The organism is Candidatus Nanopusillus massiliensis (genome assembly GCF_920984865.1).
In genome coordinates this window covers 227,126-229,519 of the sequence record NZ_OV100765.1, presented here as the reverse complement: position 1 = coordinate 229,519, position 2,394 = coordinate 227,126, and the positions used below count along the sequence as shown (strand labels likewise).

Sequence of the window (2,394 nt, the reverse complement as noted above, 5' to 3'; positions counted from 1 at the left end):
GATCAAATGGTTTAAATTCTAATTGTCTATAATCATCTTTATTTATATTAATTTCTTTCACTTTATTAATAAATGCCATATCTATTGGATCATTATTTGATTCTTGTGATGCTAATGTTCCATATAATATTACATCTTCTTTTTTATAATTATTCAATTCTTTTATATCGGTTATAGATAATTTATTTTGAGTTAAAGTACCAGTTTTATCAGAACATAATGTTGTCATTGTTGCAGCATCTTCTATTGCAGATAATCTTGTAATTAATGCTCCCTTTTTTGATAATTCCATAGAACCAACTGCCAATGTAACTGTTATCATTGCAGGTAATGCTACTGGAATTGCAAAAAGTAATAAAGATATAATTAAAAGGCAATACTGTAGAAATATATAATTCTAAATTATGAACATATAAAAATGAAAATAGTAATGTTCAATTCCTCCAAATATTAATACAATTATTAATAATGCAAAAATAACTTGTATTTCTTATTTCCTCAATATGCAATTTTGGTCTTGCTGTAGATACTAATTCTACTGTTCTTCACAAAATATGTATTCCTTCCAGTTTTATATACAAAACAATTTTCTTCTCCTCTTCTTATAATTGATCCTGAATATACAATCTGTCCTTTTTTCTTTTCAACTGTTAAAGATTCTCCCGTTAATACTGACTGATCTATATCCAATATATCATCACTAAAAATTATACAATCTGCAGGAGATATATCTCCAGCTCTCAATCTTATTATATCATCTGGAACCAGATATTTTGATTCAATTAATTTCCATTGTCCTTCTCTTAATACCCTTGCTTTTATTTGTAATTTTTCCTTCTAATATTTGTACTGCTTTATTTGCTTTTTCTTCATGTATAAAAGATATTAATTCATTAATAAATAATAAAGACAAAACTAAAGATGCATCTATATATCTTCCAAATATTAAATATAAGACTATAATAATTTCCAACATTATTGAAGAAAATGAAGCAAATTTTTTCAAAAACTTAATCAAATTACTTTCTTTCTTTTCCTCTACTAAATTATATCCATACTCTTTTAACCTTTCTTTCAACTTCCTCTTTTGTTAACCCATAATTTAAATCCGAATTTAATTCTTGGAGAACCTTTGATAAAATCAAGGTTATCATTGATACTATAAAAACCCCTTTATTATTTAAAAAGATAATAACAAAAAATCCTTTATTTCTATCTATTATCCCNACTACCTTGTAAGGTTCCCCTTTCTTTTCTACTTCTAATTTTTTTCAAATTATATTCTGCATCTCTTCTAAAGAAATATTAAAGTTTCTTGCAGTTTCTGAAAGATACCATAAAATATCCCCAAGTTCGGATATAATTTCTTCTCTTGGTATTTGAATATTATCTCTGGCAATTTTCTTTATTTTACTCTTAATAATTCTCCAACTTCTCTAGCCAATGCTAATGCAGTATAATAAAATCCTCCATCCAATATATTTGGATATATTGCAGTTTCTTTTGCCCTTTCTTGATATTCATTAAATTCCATTAATTACATTTATAGAAAATTTATATAAACGCCGCGGGTGGGATTTGAACCCACGCCCCCTTTCGGGGATATGGTCTCAAGCCATACCCCTTGGACCACTCGGGCACCGCGGCATATAAATAATTTTGATCTTTATACAATTTTAAAATATTTGGGTTTTAGATACTCTAATAAATCATGAACAAATTAAACATACACAATTATTTGAAGAAATATATATAAAACAATAATCAATTCTTTCCCAATAATTTAATGCAATAGTAAATTTATTTGTATCAATAAAAATGAAGAAAATTTTTCTTTATCAGATATTATTATTTTTTTGTTATTTATTACCAATTTATATTTATCAATCAAATAATCAAAAAATTTATATCTATCTTGCTCAGAAAATAAGAAATTATTTCCTATTCCATTAAAAATTATTTTTACTTCCATAAAATATTCTCTCTCTTATNATATTATCTATATCTTCCTCTGTTCCACCAACTTCTACAGATTTTATTACTCTTTAATATTGCAGGATTTTTTAATGCTAATCCAACTGCTAGACATGAACCAGTTTCTAATTTTGTTAATGCTTCAAAATATTCTCTAGATAAACATGGACATGTTTTTCTTATAAATTCTAAGTCTTTTGGATTAAGTATCTTTAATAAAATAAATGTATTTAAATGAGATGTAATATCTTCAATAATACTAGAAGGTACCTGAGATATCAAAATTAATCCCAAACCAAATTTTCTTCCTTCTCTTGCAATTAAAGATATTTTTGAAGAAACTTCACTATTTTTTGATGCAAATCTATGTGCTTCTTCTATTACAATTCCCAAAATATCTGTTTTATTTCTTAATTTGCA

Annotated in this window: 6 protein-coding genes and 1 tRNA gene (1 of these 7 running past the window's edge); all 7 read right to left on the bottom strand. The window is 25.6% G+C overall.

Annotated features, from left to right (window positions below; translation table 11 throughout):
* A protein-coding gene (locus LUA84_RS04135; RefSeq protein ID WP_457913342.1) for an HAD-IC family P-type ATPase crosses the window boundary here: on the bottom strand, window positions 1-229 show its beginning. It extends 425 nt beyond the left edge of the window; only the first 229 of its 654 coding nucleotides appear in the window; it begins with the start codon at window positions 227-229; the stop codon falls past the left edge of the window.
* Between the two features lie 269 nt (window positions 230-498).
* Window positions 499-768, bottom strand: coding sequence for a P-type ATPase (locus LUA84_RS01600; protein WP_231434542.1), 270 nt, complete (start codon window positions 766-768; stop codon window positions 499-501).
* A 10-nt stretch (window positions 769-778) separates the two neighbouring features.
* Window positions 779-1,078 (bottom strand): cation-transporting P-type ATPase, encoded by a 300-nt coding sequence (locus tag LUA84_RS01595; protein ID WP_231434144.1) that lies wholly within the window; start codon window positions 1,076-1,078, stop codon window positions 779-781.
* 327 nt (window positions 1,079-1,405) lie between these two features.
* A complete protein-coding gene (locus tag LUA84_RS05160; RefSeq protein WP_256443496.1) occupies window positions 1,406-1,534 on the bottom strand; it encodes a nucleoside triphosphate pyrophosphohydrolase family protein in 129 nt (42 codons plus the stop codon).
* 29 nt (window positions 1,535-1,563) lie between these two features.
* A tRNA-Ser gene (locus tag LUA84_RS01590) sits at window positions 1,564-1,647 on the bottom strand.
* A 136-nt stretch (window positions 1,648-1,783) separates the two neighbouring features.
* On the bottom strand, window positions 1,784-1,972 hold the full coding sequence (locus LUA84_RS01585) for a hypothetical protein (protein ID WP_231434142.1): 189 nt from the start codon (window positions 1,970-1,972) through the stop codon (window positions 1,784-1,786).
* A 23-nt stretch (window positions 1,973-1,995) separates the two neighbouring features.
* Window positions 1,996-2,367, bottom strand: a complete 372-nt coding sequence (locus LUA84_RS01580; RefSeq protein ID WP_231434140.1) for an ATP-binding protein — start codon at window positions 2,365-2,367, stop codon at window positions 1,996-1,998.
* Window positions 2,368-2,394: the final 27 nt, after the last annotated feature.

Coding starts and splice junctions, on each gene's coding strand:
- LUA84_RS01585 (WP_231434142.1), bottom strand. CDS start 1,972: ATGGAAGTAAAAATAATTTTTAATGGAATAGGAAATAATTTCTTATTT.
- LUA84_RS05160 (WP_256443496.1), bottom strand. CDS start 1,534: ATGGAATTTAATGAATATCAAGAAAGGGCAAAAGAAACTGCAATATAT.